The 14,260-nt window shown below is 52.9% G+C and carries 12 protein-coding genes; 8 read left to right on the top strand and 4 right to left on the bottom strand.

The features are described 5' to 3' along the window. Positions 1-5: 5 nt before the first annotated feature. Complete coding sequence (locus tag PO881_RS21155; protein ID WP_192413419.1) at positions 6-911, bottom strand: polyprenyl synthetase family protein; 906 nt, start codon at positions 909-911, stop codon at positions 6-8. Positions 912-1,167: 256 nt separating this feature from the next. Between PO881_RS21155 and PO881_RS21150 the strand changes: the two genes are divergently transcribed. The 4 genes from PO881_RS21150 to PO881_RS21135 all read left to right on the top strand — a co-directional run bounded on the left by PO881_RS21150 (position 1,168) and on the right by PO881_RS21135 (position 4,587). Further along, positions 1,168-1,629: a helix-turn-helix domain-containing protein gene (locus tag PO881_RS21150; protein ID WP_280173276.1), complete on the top strand. Its 462-nt coding sequence runs from the start codon at positions 1,168-1,170 to the stop codon at positions 1,627-1,629. After that, the gene (locus PO881_RS21145; protein WP_280173275.1) at positions 1,629-2,204 is read left to right on the top strand and encodes a PIN domain-containing protein; all 576 of its coding nucleotides are present in this window, start codon (positions 1,629-1,631) and stop codon (positions 2,202-2,204) included. Before PO881_RS21150 ends, PO881_RS21145 begins: the two co-directional genes overlap by 1 nt. A 141-nt stretch (positions 2,205-2,345) precedes the next feature. Beyond that, entirely contained in the window at positions 2,346-3,287 is a 942-nt protein-coding gene (locus PO881_RS21140; RefSeq protein WP_280173274.1) for a 2-hydroxyacid dehydrogenase, read from the top strand. 118 nt (positions 3,288-3,405) lie between these two features. Further along, positions 3,406-4,587, top strand: coding sequence for an FAD-binding oxidoreductase (locus tag PO881_RS21135; RefSeq protein WP_280173273.1), 1,182 nt, complete (start codon positions 3,406-3,408; stop codon positions 4,585-4,587). A 43-nt stretch (positions 4,588-4,630) separates the two neighbouring features. Here the strand turns inward: PO881_RS21135 and PO881_RS21130 are convergent, their stop codons facing one another. Further along, positions 4,631-6,058 (bottom strand): trehalose-6-phosphate synthase, encoded by a 1,428-nt coding sequence (locus PO881_RS21130; RefSeq protein WP_280173272.1) that lies wholly within the window; start codon positions 6,056-6,058, stop codon positions 4,631-4,633. A 439-nt stretch (positions 6,059-6,497) separates the two neighbouring features. Here PO881_RS21130 and PO881_RS21125 point away from each other — a divergent pair, with 439 nt between their 5' ends. Beyond that, positions 6,498-6,989 carry a GNAT family N-acetyltransferase gene (locus PO881_RS21125; RefSeq protein ID WP_192413413.1) on the top strand — a complete coding sequence of 164 codons (492 nt, stop codon included), beginning with the start codon at positions 6,498-6,500 and terminating at the stop codon, positions 6,987-6,989. Positions 6,990-7,091: 102 nt separating this feature from the next. Here the strand turns inward: PO881_RS21125 and PO881_RS21120 are convergent, their stop codons facing one another. Beyond that, a complete protein-coding gene (locus PO881_RS21120) occupies positions 7,092-7,799 on the bottom strand; it encodes a phage antirepressor KilAC domain-containing protein (RefSeq protein WP_192235489.1) in 708 nt (235 codons plus the stop codon). A gap of 337 nt (positions 7,800-8,136) precedes the next feature. Here PO881_RS21120 and PO881_RS21115 point away from each other — a divergent pair, with 337 nt between their 5' ends. Continuing rightward, positions 8,137-9,129, top strand: coding sequence for a capsular polysaccharide synthesis protein (locus PO881_RS21115; protein ID WP_280173271.1), 993 nt, complete (start codon positions 8,137-8,139; stop codon positions 9,127-9,129). Between the two features lie 4 nt (positions 9,130-9,133). On the opposite strand, the gene PO881_RS21110 is transcribed toward PO881_RS21115, so the two are convergent. Beyond that, positions 9,134-9,988, bottom strand: coding sequence for a helix-turn-helix transcriptional regulator (locus PO881_RS21110; RefSeq protein WP_280173270.1), 855 nt, complete (start codon positions 9,986-9,988; stop codon positions 9,134-9,136). A 115-nt stretch (positions 9,989-10,103) separates the two neighbouring features. Between PO881_RS21110 and PO881_RS21105 the strand changes: the two genes are divergently transcribed. Together PO881_RS21105 and bamA are read left to right on the top strand one after the other, a co-directional pair. After that, positions 10,104-11,513, top strand: a complete 1,410-nt coding sequence (locus PO881_RS21105) for an MFS transporter (RefSeq protein WP_280173269.1) — start codon at positions 10,104-10,106, stop codon at positions 11,511-11,513. Between the two features lie 214 nt (positions 11,514-11,727). Next, the gene (gene bamA, locus PO881_RS21100) at positions 11,728-14,160 is read left to right on the top strand and encodes an outer membrane protein assembly factor BamA (protein WP_280173268.1); all 2,433 of its coding nucleotides are present in this window, start codon (positions 11,728-11,730) and stop codon (positions 14,158-14,160) included. Positions 14,161-14,260 lie beyond the last annotated feature (100 nt).

Raw genomic sequence — 14,260 nt, 5'->3', positions numbered from 1 at the left:
CGCGCTCAGTTGAACATCGCTAGCTGTTGATTAAACAGCGCGTGCATGTATTGGCGAGTGGCGATGCCGCGATGGCAGGCGCAGGCAAGGTGTGCATCGGCACTGCGCAGATGATCGCGCAGACGACGTTCTGCGCCGTCAGCCCCGAGCATCTGTACCAGCGTGGATTTACCCTGATCCTGATGCACATCTTTGCCGGTGTGTTTGCAGCCGTCGGCGAGGTCGTCGAGTAGCTGAAACGCTTGGCCCAGATCCTGAGCAAAGAAGCTAAGACGTTGCCGCACCTGCGGTGAAGCGTCAGCGGCAATCGCCGCCATTTGCAGCGTGGCGCGAAACAGCACGCTGGTTTTCAGTTCATTGGTCAAGGCGATCGCTTCCGGACTGCGGCTCTGCGTGCCGTCGTGCAGATCCTGAAACTGCCCTTGCACTAATCCCTGCAGGCCCACGGCGGCGGAGAGTTCGGCAATCGCTTCAGATTTATGCATGGCAGGCAAACCGGGTGCGATGGCAATCACTTCAAATGCGCGGCTCAGCAGCGCGACGGCGGCGAGAATCGCCACGGTTTCACCAAACTCGCGATGCACGGTTGGGCGACCACGGCGCATCTGCGCGTTATCCATTGACGGGATGTCATCCAAAATCAGCGATGCCGCGTGCACCATTTCCACGGCACAGGCGAGATCGAGAATGCCATTTTGCGTCAGCTCGCAACCCATATCGCGCGCTGCCAGCATCAGTAATAAAGGACGGATGCGCTTGCCCTGCGCCAGCGTACCGGCACGCATCGCGGCACGCACGCGATCGCTTTGCTGTCCTGCAGGCAGTAAATGTTCGAGATGCGCCTGTAAAATTTGCTGCAGCTGAAGCAGTTCGCTTGTCTGATGCGCTGTGCTATCGACATGGGTGGTCATAATGGCTATCCATGGTTGATGAAATTATTATGCTTTTTGATTAACCGTAGACTGCGGAAGGTGAGTTTGCCAGCGAGGGCAGCGTGGTTAAACCATTCCAAACCCGATAATGGATGAGAATTACGTAGAGAAGTAATGCTCAAGCGTCGGCTAAAGAGAGATCATTTCGTTTATTTCGAATATTGATTGTTTCGTTTATTGCGATTATCATTCGGTGACTGCAATTTGAAACCACAAACTATCAATTGGAAAACGCATGAAACACTCAATTCTGGATAGCTTGAGCCTTCCGGCTCCGAAGGAGATTGAGGCCGCTTTGCGCGGGCAGAGGGAGCTCGCAACTTATCTATCCACCAAGCAGGAAACGCAAAAAATATCGATTCAGGATGCGCATAACGAAACGCATCAGATTGAGCTGCCAACGTCTGCCCTGACACTACTCATGGCTGTTTTGGGCGAGTTGGCGGTGGGAAATGCGGTTCAGGTTGTGCCTATACACGCTGAATTAACTACGCAGGAAGCGGCAAATATTTTAAACGTTTCACGCCCGCATTTGGTGAAACTGTTAGAGCAAGGTCAGCTTCCGTACCATAAAACAGGTCGCCATCGTCGCGTGCTTTTTGCGGATCTTATGCAGTTTAAAGACAAGCGTGCGCAAGAGAGCAATGATGCAATGCAGGAATTGGCAAACCAGGGACAGGATCTCAATCTCTACTGATGAACCATTCACCCTATGCCGTTGTACTGGATGCATGTGTGTTGTATCCATCCATACTGCGCGATGTACTGCTTCGCCTCGGTCTGACCGGGCTCTACCAGCCAAAATGGACGGCCACCATTCAGGAGGAATGGAAGCGTAATTTACGCACTAACAGACCAGACATTGCTGAGGATCAGTTGGCACGCACGCAGACATTGATGAATAAAGCGCTTCCAGACGCAATGGTATCGGGATTTGAACCGCTTATTTCTGGCATTACATTACCCGATTCCAATGACTGCCATGTTGTCGCTGCCGCTATACGGTGTAAAGCTGAAGTGATTGTCACAATGAATCTAAAGGATTTCCCTGGAAATCTCTTGGCTGAATTCGAGATTGAAGCTCTTCATCCTGACGAATTCATCATGGATCTGTTCGACTTAAATCAGGCGCTGGTTTTGAAGGCAGTGAATGCGCAACGCGCGAGTTTTAGACAACCAGCAATGGGCGTTACGGTTTATCTGGATTCGCTATTACGCCAGGGTTTACCGATGACAGTAAGCGCATTAGATAAGTTTCATTTTCTCATTTAGCAACGATTAAATCATTACGCTGCTGCACGGCATGCCATCTATTTCCGGGTGATCTTATCAGCGAAAAAAGTAACAGCAATGCCGTAACATAAATAACTCCGTTAGGCTGGTGGTCAATAAATACCGCTAATGGAACATAAAATGACGAATATCAAACCTGTCGTGCTGATTATTCAGCCGCTAATGCCGCAGTTAGATGAAAAGCTCACGCAACATTTCCATTGCCATCGTTTATATGAGCAGCATGACGCAATGCTATTTATCCAGCAGCATGGCAAAGCGATCAACGCCATTGTTACGCGCGGCGATGTCGGGGTGGAAACGGCACTGCTGGAGCAACTGCCGGAGTGTAAAGTCATTGCTGTATTCGGTGTCGGCACCGATCGTATTGACCTGAAATACACTGCCGAAAACGATATTCAGGTCAGCATCACCCGCGACATTCTGACTGACGATGTTGCCGATTTGGCAATGACAATGACGCTGGCGTTCTCGCGTAATTTGGTGGCTTACCATCAGTTTGCGAAATCCGGGGCATGGGAAAATAACGGCGCTGAGCTCTCCAGCCGCGCCAGCGGAAAAAGAATTGGCATCGCCGGGTTAGGCGCGATTGGCTTAGCCATCGCGCGCCGTGCCGAAGCCTTTGGTATGGAAGTGGCGTATACCGCGCGTTCGGCAAAAGACGTCAGCTATAAGCGCTGCGATACGATCGAACAACTCGCCGCCTTTAGCGATTTTCTGGTGCTGGCACTGCCGGGCAGCAAAGAGAATGTGCAACTGGTCAACGCGAAGGTGCTGGCGGCGCTCGGCAAAGAGGGCGTGGTGATCAACATTGCGCGTGGCACAGTAATCAATGAACCCGATCTGATCGCTGCATTGCAGCAGGGAATCGTTAAAGGGGCGGCGCTGGATGTTTATCCGGATGAGCCAAAAATTAACCCCGCGCTGCGTGAACTAAAGAATGTGCTGTTAACGCCGCATATTGCCAGCGCAACTCACGAAACGCGTGCGCAAATGACCAATAATGTGCTGGAGAATTTACGGGCCTATTTTGCCGATGGGAAGATTCTGACATCGCAATAATTTAAGCATCCGGATTAAGACGAAATTCTTATATCCTGCGTAATAATCCCTATTTAGCGATGGCAATTTTCGTTCAGCCAGGCTGTTATGATATCGGCACTTAATTCAGGAGCCCATTATGACAGCACAGAAAATTGCAATTATTGGCGGCGGCGTTATCGGATTAGCGGTGGCGCGCGCCTTAGCGTTGCAGGGCGTTGAAGTCACCGTTTTCGAACAACAGCACATTGGCGCGGGCACCAGCAGCACGACGTTTGCCTGGGTAAACTCCAATGGCAAACAGCCGCGCAGTTATCACCTGCTTAATGCGCTCTCGGTGGAAGAGCACCTCAAACTGCAGCAAGCGCAGCCGAACGGATTGCGCTGGCTGGAAACTGGCGGTACATGGGAGTGGGCCGCCGTGGGCGATGCGCAGCAACGTTTGCTGCAGCGTGCCACGTCGCTGCAATCGGCGGGTTATGCGGCACGTGAAGTGTCGCCAGCAGATGTGCTGCGCGATATTCCGGAGCTGCGGGCGCAGGCCATCAGCGGCAGTGTGTGGCATTTCCCGACAGAATCGGTGCTGCATCCGGCGCTCTATCTGGCGCGCTTATGGTCAGAAGCCAAAGCGCGCGGTGCGGTGCTGTACCAGCATCAGCGCATCAATAGCATCAGTGAAAGTGCCGATCGGGTTACGCTGCAGCTGGAAAATGGCGAGCAGTGGCAGGGCGATCGTATTGTGTTAGCCACCGGACGCTGGGCCAATCAGCTGCTAAATTCACTGGGACTCAATCTGGCGTTGCTGGATACCAGCAAACCGAACGCGGTGGCTTGTAGTTTCCTGGTGCGCACCGCGCCGCAGCCGTTATCGCTCAATGCCAATCTCATCTCTCCGCAACTTAACGTACGCCCGGACGGCGGCGGACGTTTGCTGCTGCAAGCCTTAGAGTTGGATCACCTGGCCGATTCTGCTGCGCCACCCTCAATCACCAGCGATATCGCCGCGCAGTTCCGCGCGCGTTACCACGCGCTTTTTGCGGATGCGGGCGAGTTGCAGATTGAACAGATTGTGGTGGGGCAACGCGCACGACCTGCCGATGGTTTACCGGCGCTGGGCTATGTCACCGCGCATCAGCGCGTGTATGTGGCGGTGACACACAGCGGTATCACGCTTTCGCCATTGATTGGCAAGCTGGTGGCTGAAGAACTGATCGGCGATGCGGCAAGTGAGCTGCTGAGCGATTTCCGTCCGCAGCGTCTGCTGGGGAAAAGCGTGGAAGCGTTTGCGCCCATCAAGCGTAATTTCCCGGCGGCGCAATAACAGGGGATGATTGCCGCCCGCAGGCGGCCTCATTCCTTTTTGATTAATAACGCAGTCGGCCACTGAAACCATTCGAAATTACCGCCCCCGATTTCAGGGTTAAATCGCATTCCTGTTCTCGCGGCTGTAGCGCGTTAATGTAGCTATCGGCCCATTTGTGGCAATCATGCAGATGCAGGTTTTTTAGCAGGCTGGCGTGACGTTCGCGACGCACCGAAAGCGGCATGATAAGCGCGGTATGAATGGCATCGGCGATGGCATCGGGATCGTAGGGATTAACCAACAGCGCGCCCTGCATCTGTTCGGCGGCGCCGGCAAACTGCGACAGAATCAGCACGCCGGGATTAGCATGATCTTGCACCGCCACATAGGTTTTCGCCATTAAACTCATTCCGGCTATCAGCGGTGTGACCAACGCCACACGCGCTGCACGGTAAAATCCGCACAGTTCTTCATGTGAATAATGGTTGCTCAAATAACGCACCGGATACCAGTTCAGCTCGCCATGCACGCCGTTCATTTCGCCGCAGCGGGTTTCCAAATCGCGCGACAACGCCTTGATGCGATGGCTGTAACCTGACGCCGCTGAAGCCAGCTGCACCATGGAAAATTTATGGTGATACTCCTCGTGTTGACGCAGTAAAACTTCTATGGCGCTGATGCGGTAGGGCGTGCCGGTGCTGTCGTCAAAATGGCCGCCGCTGAGGATCAGATTCTCCGGTAATGTTGCGCGACATTGCTGCTCCATATACTGGCAGCTGTTGCTTTCAGCTAGCGCGCTGGTTTCCCCGGTATCAATGCCTACCGGGAATACGCCTACGCGAATCTGACGGCCGTGGATACGCAGCGTGTAAGGCGTTAGACGCTCGCAACGGAAGCGGGATTCAACCCAAGCGGTGAAATTGTTCATGTCTTGGGTGGTCTGAAAGCCAATTAAGTCGGCGCACAATAATGCATCGGCCAGATAGCGCCAGTTCGGCACCGATTCAAAAGATTGTCCTGCTGGGAAAGGCTGATGGAAAAAGAAGCCGATACGATTTATCAGGCCGGCATCGCGCAGCATTTTAATGCTGGGAATCAGGTGATAATCCTGCAACCAAATATCATCATCGGGCATGGCATATTCACTGATGGCGCGCGTATAGGTTTCATTCAGTTTCATATAACCGATTTGGCTGCTGGTGGAAAAACGCGCCATGTCGGGGCGCTGATGAAATACCGGCCACAATCCCTGATGAATATATTGATGATAACCTTCTTCATATTCTGCTTTGGTTAAGCGAAATGTCAGCGTGTCGAATGCTTTGCCGCTAGTAAAATTCAGCTCACGATGAGGTTCAGTGGTAAATGATTCAAACTCGCCACTCCATTTCACCCACATGCCACCGCGACGCGTCAATATGCTTTCATAAATGTTAGAAAGCGTTGAGTGATTATTTTGATTGTGTGATACCAAAATCAAGCCTGACATAGTTTTGACCCGTTGCTTAATCTGCCCATGACTCGTTGGCAGAGAATTTAAAAAAGGTTGGCGCAGTAAAAATTGCAGCATGCCGCTCATGATTTACGCTCACAGGCGTTAATGGACCGGTGCGTGTTGACCGCTGACGTTATGCGGATGAACCGCTATTAGTGAGTTCGATACTTTTCATCTCGCGCTACCTCTCCGAATCCTTCAGGGCTGTCGATGAAATTAATCTAGCCGACCAACCCGTAAAAATGTCGTAAAAAAGACGCTGAGATTTATAAAAATTTAATAGATTTTATTTAGAACCAGGATAAATGTTGGCGTTAATTTTTGATCACTTTAGATGGCGACTTTAATGGTTTGACGGGGGTACTTATGCGCAAAGACACATTCGGCCTGTTAGAATGACCGTCGTTCAGAGAGGAATCTAAGAGGTTTAATCGTGTCAACGTTAGTATTTAGAGAAGCCAGGCTGGCAGATGTGGATCGCTGTTACGCGATTGAAATTGAGGCTTACGAAGGGGATGAAGCCGCCACGCGTGAAAAAATTGCTACCCGCATTGCGCAGTATCCACAGGGATTTTTATGTCTGGAAACCAACGACAAGGTGATTGGTTTTATCAACGCCGGTTGTGCGTGGGATGTGGTGATGTCGGATGAAGCGTTCAAAGAGTTAATCGGCCACGATCCGGCAGCACCCAACGCCGTGATTATGTCGGTGGTGCTTGATCCCGCTTATCAGGGCAAAGGTTATGCGTCGCTGCTGATGCGCCAGTTTATCGAGCTGATGAAGAGAATGAATAAGCGAACCATTCATCTGATGTGCAAAACCCAGCACCTTGAGCTGTATAAAAAATGGGGCTATCAGTACGTCAAACCGTCTGAGTCAGACCACGGTGGCATGGCGTGGCATGAGATGCTGATGAAACTGTAATTCAACAGGTAAATATAACGCTAAGCATTCAATGATCGCACATTCCCTGGCGGCGCGATTTATCGCGCAATAAATTACGCCGCTAGGACACCTGCGCACACTTTATGCAGCCACACCTTTCGGCTGAGCCGACAGATGTCCCGCCCATAAACTGGCCACCCATTTCACGCCTTTGGCGGTGAAACGCGCTTGGGAGAAAGCATGCTGATTCTCGCCACGTCCGGAGCGCAGGGTGAAATATCCCGCCTGTATATGGTGCTGCTGCGGTGCCAGCGTGCCTTTTTCGCGATACATGATGTTGCGTTCTAACAAAAACTCACGAAACTCAGTTTCCTTTACCTTCAACATCTTGCACAGCTGACGAAAGCCGAGCGAATCTTCGATCTCGACAAAGCGATCAAAAAATTCAGCCTTAGGGGCCGACAACGCAAGTTGCTGCTCAGCCGCACGGCGCTGCTCAAATTGCTCCGCCCAGGCGCGGGCCGCTTCCGCCGGATTGGTGAAATCAGGCAGATGAGTAAACTGTTCACGCTGCTGCCAGAGATCGAGTAATTCCGCAGTGAAGCCAGGCGAAAGCCGGGCAACGGCAAGTAGTGAATCGCGCTTGTTAAGATGAAACTCCTGACGCACTTCACCCTGATGCTCATAGAGATTCACCGTCAAAGGCTGGGAAAGACGCTGTGCGGTTTCCAGGCTTTTCACCAGGCGCTTCACTTCGCCGTGCGTAATGCCCGTGACATGGGCAATTTCGCGGCTGCTCATCATCATTGATGCATTCAAAGCAGACAGACTTTCCGTTGAGATCATCATCATTATCACCTCTTGCAGACTTACTCAGCCTCGTGGCTGTTGAATAAGTATACGCAACACTGTTTATATATCCAGTATTATTTTAAACCGTTCACCTAAGATGTTCGGCTTTGCGTAACGTTTCACAAAGCCAGATTCCGCAAACCCTGCGCTCTACGTATTCTCTTAAAGTGAGGTTTTAGCGGTTTATTAAATTGTCGCGCTGAATGCTGTTTGATAATTTTGAGCCAATTTTCCGGGCTTTTGTCGGCTTTCTGCAGCATTAGGTGCAGGGCTGATGTGTGCCTTTTTTAACAGCAATAAGTAGTTAACTGGCGGCTGTGCTGCTGGAGAAACGATGAAAAAGAATAAATTTAAAACCCATTTGGTTTCATTAGGTTTACTGGCGGAAAAAAAGCTGACCAAACGCAGAACGCTGCCCGATTACAATCCTGCCGCAGAGCAGGATATCAATTTAGTTGCACGCCAGACCGCGCCTGCTGCCATTCCGCGTCAGATTTGGATGTACTGGGAAAGTGAAACGCTACCGGAAGAGGTGCAGATTTTTGTCGATAAAATCGTGCGCGAAAACCCCGGCTATCAGGTAACCGTCATCAATAACCTGAATATTCAGCACTATCTGCCCGATCTGCACTTCATGCATCAGGATATGCGCCCTTCACATAAAAGTGACGTAATCCGGCTGGAACTGCTGCATCGCTATGGCGGAATCTGGATGGATGCCACCATCATTCTCAACCGCACGATGGACGAATTGTTGGCGGTGAATGTTGACGATGGTTATGACTTGATCGCCTTTTATCGCGACAGTTCGACGCTGGATAAAGCCTATCCGGTGATTGAATCCTGGTTCCTGGCCGCGCCGAAAAATAATGCCTTTATTGCGCGCTGGCTGCACTTTTTCCGCCCGATTGTTGAAGTGGGCGCCGACGAGTTTTTCCGTCGTTTGCTCGCGCTGCCCAATTACGAAACTATTGTGCAGGGCATCACGCCACCGGATTATTTGGTGGTGTATATCGCGCAGCAGCAGGCGCTGCGTGAGAACAATCTGTACAACTTCTATCTGCGTAAATGCGAAGCCAGCGCGTTGCTGTATCAAAGCCTGGTGGAGTGGCGTCCGGTGAAGCTGAGCCGCATGCTGATGGTCGATCGTCTGCCGGCCGTCTTGCCGCCGCTGACCAAACTGACGGGATTTGATCGTAAATATCTCGACACCAACCTGAAATATGGCGTGGTGAATAAAGACAGCTTATTGGGTCAGATTCTGTTAAACAGCCAGAAGGGCGCCCGCCCGCAAACACCGATTCCGGCACTGACGAGCAAGGCATAACGCATCACGGATTGATCAACTGCTGGAGTGCCGCGGCGCTGATTTCATCGTCCGGCACATACACCAGCAGGCGATCGCCGTTGCGTGACGCCGACCACCAGTTATTTTGCCGCAGCGTCATTTCACCCACTTCGTCGCGGTAAAAACGTTTTATGCGATTCTCCACCTGGCCCAATTCATAGCGCTGCCAGGTGTGAGCAAACTCATCTGAACTGTTCAGCAAGCGAGCAAGAAAGCTTTCCCAGTGCGGATCGCCAAGGTGCTCGCCCATCTGCCCGCGAAACATCGCCACCATCTGCGGCATCACTTCATCCCAGTCATTCAGCGCTTTGCGCCAGGTTGGGTGATTGAAGGCCAGCCAGATGCAGTTGCGATCTTCTGGCGCGATTTCGGCTAAATCCACGCCCATCAAGGCACACCACGCGGCGTTGTAACCGATAATATCAAAGCGCGGCGTCTCAATAATCGCCGGTAACTGGATCGCATCGAGCATCTGCTGATTGTGCGCGGCAATTTTGCAGCAGGCGGCCACCACGCGCACCGAGGGCAATGCGTGCCCGGCGAGCGAAAACAGGTGCTGCGTTTCCACATCGTTGCACTGCAACGCGCTAGCGATCGCCGTCAGGGTTTTCGGCGAGGCTTTGATATCGCGTCCCTGTTCCAGCCACGTATACCAGGTCACGCCAACATCCGCTAACTGCGCGACTTCTTCACGGCGTAAACCCGGCGTGCGGCGATGGCGCATGCGAGGTAAACCGAGTCGATTAGGATCGAGGTTTTCCCGGCGCGTGCGCAGAAAGGTGCCGAGTAATTTGCGGTTGTTTTGTTCGGTGGTAACAGGCGCGGATGTCAGGCTCATAAGCAGATCCTTCGACAAGACGGGTAGTATTTATACCATGATAATCAAGAACTGGTACCCGTTTAATGGTTAGGTGATGCTATGCCGTACTGACAGCAAAAACAAGGTAAAACCGATGCAGACATCGCAACTTCAACGCACAGGATTGATGGTCCTGCTTGCCGGGCAGCTGCTGCCCATGATTGATTTTTCTATCGTTAACGTAGCGTTAGACGCGATGGCCCACACGCTGCAGGCCACGGCGATTGAGCTGGCGCTGATCGTCGCGGTCTACGGCATTGCCTTTGCCATCTGCCTGGCGATGGGCGGTCGCCTCGGCGATAACTACGGTCGCCGTCGCGTGTTCATTGCCGGAGTAGGGATATTCGGAATTGCATCTTTATTATGCGGCATCGCCAATAGCGTTGGCCTGTTGATGTTTGCCCGCGCGCTTCAAGGCGTGGGCGCGGCCTTTATCGTGCCGCAAATCCTCGCCACGCTGCACATCACCCTGAAGGGCAGAGCGCATGCGCGCGCCATCGGTTTGTACGGCGGCATTGGCGGGCTGGCCTTTATCATCGGTCAGGTGTTGGGCGGATTTCTCATCAAAGCGGATATCGGCGGCTACGGCTGGCGCAGCGTTTTCCTGATTAACCTGCCAATTTGCCTGTTTGTGCTGATCACCGCGCGCCGCTTTGTGCCGGAGACGCAGAACACACAGCGCGTACCGGTGGATGTTAGCGGGACCTTGCTGCTGGCGGGCGCGATTGGTTGCCTGATGCTGGCACTGGCGCTTGGTCCGCTGCTGCATTGGTCGTGGCCGTGCATCTTGCTGCTGGTGCTGTTCCCGCTGTTTCTGCATCGTCTGCGCCAGAGTTCGCTGCGTTTGGAAGCGGCCAACGGCGCGCCGCTGTTGCCGCCTTCACTACTGCGTCTGCCGAGCGTGCGTTTTGGCCTGACGCTGGCGGTGCTGTTCTTCTCCTGCTGGAGCGGCTTTATGTTCTCTGTGGCACTGACGCTGCAGACCGGTTTAGGGCTGACGGCGTTTCAATCCGGGAATGCGTTTATCGCGCTTGGCGTGGCCTATTTTATCGGGGCGATGCAATCCACGCGCATCGTCGAGCGTTTAGGTAAGCGCGGCGCCTTATTGATGGGCTGCTGTATTCAGATGGTTGGATTGGTGGCCCTGATCGCCACGCTGCAACTCGCCTGGCCGCAGGTCGGTATTTTCACCCTGATTCCCGCAACGGTGCTGATTGGCTTTGGTCAGTCGTTTATCGTCAGCACCTTCTACCGCATTGGCATGAGCGGCGTGCCGCATCATCAGGCGGGCGCGGGCAGCGCGGTGCTGTCGACGGTGCAGCAATCGGCGTTAGGTCTAGGCCCGATGCTGCTGGGCGGTGTATTCACGCAGATCTATACGCACGGCAATCATCTGGCGGCGATCACCGGAACGCTCGGCGTTGAGCTGGTGATGATGGCATTGCTGGTGATCTTCACCAGCCTCAATCGCCGTACGTTTCAGCCGGTAACGGCAGAAGGGTAATTCTTATGCGGAGATTTTGGCAGGAGCGATGCAGCTTATTGTAAAACAACCGAAAATCCGCGAGTCGCGCTGAATTTACCTTTGGCTCAGCGGTCTTTTTTCCGGAACATATCGCCGCAGTTAACGGGCTGAACCGCGTGTTCAGCCCGTTTTTATGTGGTGCGGAAGCAAGGCGCTTGAATCATGCACAGAAAAAACGGCAGGCTCACAACAGATGAAGAAGATGTTAACCGGGTTACTTTTAATGGTAACCACCACTGCCTTTGGTGCAGATGATTTCACCCTAAAGGATATTCACTTTGCTGGGCTTCAGCGCGTCGCACCCGGCGCGGCGTTGCTGCATATGCCGCTGCGTGTTGGCGATCGCGTCAATGATGATGATATTCGCAACAGCATCCGCGCGCTGTTCGCCACCGGCAATTTTGACGATGTGCAGGTGCTGCGTGACGGGGATGCGCTGCTTGTCAAAGTCAAAGAGCGCCCGGCGATTGCCAGCATCTCATTCTCTGGTAACAAAGCGATTAAAGAGGATCAGCTCAAGCAAAACCTTGATGCCTCGGGCGTGCGCGTGGGTGAAGCGCTGGACCGCACCACGCTATCGGATATGGAAAAAGGGCTGGAAGATTTCTATTACAGCGCCGGGAAATATACTGCCAGCGTCAAAGCGGTCGTCACGCCGTTGCCGCGCAACCGTGTCGATCTGAAGTTCATTTTCACCGAAGGCGTGTCGGCGAAAATTCAGCAGATCAACATTGTCGGCAACCACGCTTTTTCCGCTGATGAACTGATCTCGCATTTCCAATTGCGCGACGATGTGCCGTGGTGGAATTTGATCGCCGATCAGAAATACCAGAAACAGAAACTCTCGGGCGATTTAGAGACGCTGCGCAGTTATTATCTCGATCGCGGTTACGCACGCTTTAACCTCGATTCCACACAAGTCAGTTTAACGCCGGATAAAAAGCATATTTACGTCACGATAAATATTCATGAAGGCGATGTTTATCATGTTAGCGGCGTAACGCTGAGCGGAAATATGGCCGGCTATTCCGCCGAAATTGAAAAACTGGCGCACATGCCGGCGGGCAGCTTATACAGCGGGGCAAAAATCAGCCAAAACGAAGAGGCGATTAAAAGCCTGCTCGGTCGTTACGGCTATGCGTTCCCGCAGGTGAATACGCAATCGGAAATAGACGACAGCGCTAAGACCGTGCAGCTACACGTGAATGTCGATGCCGGGCGGCGCTTCTCAGTGCGACAGGTGCGTTTCTCGGGCAATGACACCTCGAAAGATGCGGTGCTGCGTCGTGAAATGCGCCAGATGGAAGGCGCATGGCTGGCGAGCAATCAGGTGGAGCAGGGCAAGGCGCGCCTTAATCGCACCGGTTATTTCGAAAGCGTAGATGTTGATACGCAGCGCGTGCCGGGTAGCCCGGATCAGGTGGACGTGGTGTACAAAGTGAAGGAGCGCAATACCGGCACCTTCAACGTTGGGCTGGGTTACGGCACCGACAGCGGCATCAGTTATCAGCTTGGCGTCAGCCAGGATAACTGGATGGGCACCGGCAATACCGTAAGTTTCAGCGGCACGAAAAACAGCTATCAGACCTATGTCGAAATCGCTGCCACCGATCCCTATTTCACCGTGGATGGCGTGAGTCTTGGCGGCAAACTGTTCTACAACGATTACAGCGCGGAAGATAACGATCTTTCCGAATACACACTGAAGAGCTTCGGCGCGAGTAGCACGTTAAGCTTCCCAATCGGCGAAAACAGCAGCGTGAACAGCGGTCTGGATTACGTCTATAACCGCGTCAGCAATATGGCGCCGCAGGTAGCAATGTGGCGCTATCTGGGTTCGCAGGGCATTCATCCAAAAGTCATCACCAGCGATGACGACGATGACGATGCCACCGTGGCGGACAAATTTACCGCCAACGATTTCTTCTGGAACATTGGCTGGAGCTACAACTCGCTGGATCGCGGCTTCTTCCCTACCTCGGGCGTGAGCGCCGGTTTCAACACCAAAGTGACTATTCCAGGTTCCACCAACAGTTATTACAAAAGCACGCTGACCGCCAACGGCTATTTGCCGCTGAGCAGCGATCATCGCTGGGTGCTGATGGGCCGTAGTAAAGCCGGTTACGCTGACGGTTTAGGCGGCAAAGAAGTGCCGTTCTACGATAATTTCTATGCCGGCGGTTCGAGTTCGGTACGCGGATTCTCCTCCAATACCATCGGGCCAAAAGCCGCCTATTACCGCTGCAGCGGCAGCGAAAGCAGTTACGGTGCTTGCCCAGTGGAGAAATCGGATGATGCGGTGGGCGGCAATGCGATGGCGGTGGTGAGTGCGGAGCTGATTGTCCCTACGCCGTTTATCAGCGAGCGTTACGCCGATGCACTGCGCACCTCATTGTTTGTTGATGCAGGCACCGTGTGGGATACCGGCTGGCAGAATACCGCTGCCACTAAAGCGGCGGGGATTCCTGATTATGGCGATCCCAGCCAGATTCGCGTGTCGAGCGGCGTGGCCTTGCAATGGCAGTCACCGCTGGGTCCGCTGGTGTTTTCGTATGCGTTGCCGATAAAAAAATATGAGGGCGATAAGTCGGAACAATTCCAGTTTAATATTGGGAAAACCTGGTAGATGTATTTAATCCGTTAAAGGTTGAGAGAGGTTTTACATTATCTTTAAACGCTGAAGACAGAATAAAATAGCCAGTAGGGTAAAATAGTAGTCGTGAAAT

The organism is Pantoea sp. SS70 (genome assembly GCF_029866845.1).
Classification (GTDB): Bacteria; Pseudomonadota; Gammaproteobacteria; order Enterobacterales; family Enterobacteriaceae; genus Pantoea; species Pantoea leporis.
This window is presented reverse-complemented; position numbering and strand designations above follow the sequence as displayed.

Coding starts and splice junctions, on each gene's coding strand:
- PO881_RS21155 (WP_192413419.1), bottom strand. CDS start 911: ATGACCACCCATGTCGATAGCACAGCGCATCAGACAAGCGAACTGCTT.
- PO881_RS21150 (WP_280173276.1), top strand. CDS start 1,168: ATGAAACACTCAATTCTGGATAGCTTGAGCCTTCCGGCTCCGAAGGAG.
- PO881_RS21145 (WP_280173275.1), top strand. CDS start 1,629: ATGAACCATTCACCCTATGCCGTTGTACTGGATGCATGTGTGTTGTAT.
- PO881_RS21140 (WP_280173274.1), top strand. CDS start 2,346: ATGACGAATATCAAACCTGTCGTGCTGATTATTCAGCCGCTAATGCCG.
- PO881_RS21135 (WP_280173273.1), top strand. CDS start 3,406: ATGACAGCACAGAAAATTGCAATTATTGGCGGCGGCGTTATCGGATTA.
- PO881_RS21130 (WP_280173272.1), bottom strand. CDS start 6,058: ATGTCAGGCTTGATTTTGGTATCACACAATCAAAATAATCACTCAACG.
- PO881_RS21120 (WP_192235489.1), bottom strand. CDS start 7,799: ATGATGATCTCAACGGAAAGTCTGTCTGCTTTGAATGCATCAATGATG.
- PO881_RS21115 (WP_280173271.1), top strand. CDS start 8,137: ATGAAAAAGAATAAATTTAAAACCCATTTGGTTTCATTAGGTTTACTG.
- PO881_RS21110 (WP_280173270.1), bottom strand. CDS start 9,988: ATGAGCCTGACATCCGCGCCTGTTACCACCGAACAAAACAACCGCAAA.
- PO881_RS21105 (WP_280173269.1), top strand. CDS start 10,104: ATGCAGACATCGCAACTTCAACGCACAGGATTGATGGTCCTGCTTGCC.
- bamA (WP_280173268.1), top strand. CDS start 11,728: ATGAAGAAGATGTTAACCGGGTTACTTTTAATGGTAACCACCACTGCC.